The following is a 671-nucleotide window of genomic DNA, read 5'->3' on the forward strand; positions in this document are numbered from 1 at the left end:
GATCCGAAAGCGGCCGTCACTTCGATTACCGACTCGATCGACAACACCACGGTTTCTCTGAGTGCTGATAAAGCCTCCGTGGTTGAAGGCGGTGACATCACTTACACCGCGACCTTGACTAACAAGGCGCAAACCGACGTCACCGTAACGTTGAGCAACGGCCAAACCATCACGATCAAGGCCGGTGAAACTGTCGGCTCGACCGTGTTTAACACTCCAGCCAACGACGTCTACAACAACGGCAGCACGGTCAGCACCACCATCGCCAAAACCGAAGGCGGTAATTTCGAGAACCTGGTCACCGATCCGAAAGCGGCCGTCACTTCGATTACCGACTCGATCGACAACACCACGGTTTCTCTGAGTGCTGATAAAGCCTCCGTGGTTGAAGGCGGCGACATCACTTACACCGCGACCTTGACTAACAAGGCGCAAACCGACGTCACCGTAACGTTGAGCAACGGCCAAACCATCACGATCAAGGCCGGTGAAACTGTCGGCTCGACCGTGTTTAACACTCCAGCCAACGACGTCTACAACAGCGGTTCCGCCGCAAGCACCACCATCGCCAAAACCGAAGGCGGTAATTTCGAGAACCTGGTTACCGATCCAAAAGCGGCCGTCACTTCGATTACCGACTCGATCGACAACACCACGGTTTCTCTGAGTGC

At 55.1% G+C, this 671-nt stretch carries 1 protein-coding gene; it reads left to right on the plus strand.

Going from position 1 to position 671, the window contains the following annotated elements; translation table 11 throughout:
• A partial coding sequence (locus AOA59_RS32455; protein WP_158235264.1) for an immunoglobulin-like domain-containing protein occupies positions 1 to 671 on the plus strand: 671 nt, incomplete at both ends.

It is taken from the genome of Pseudomonas sp. 2822-15, from assembly GCF_002742515.1.
Taxonomy (GTDB): domain Bacteria; phylum Pseudomonadota; class Gammaproteobacteria; order Pseudomonadales; family Pseudomonadaceae; genus Aquipseudomonas; species Aquipseudomonas salomonii.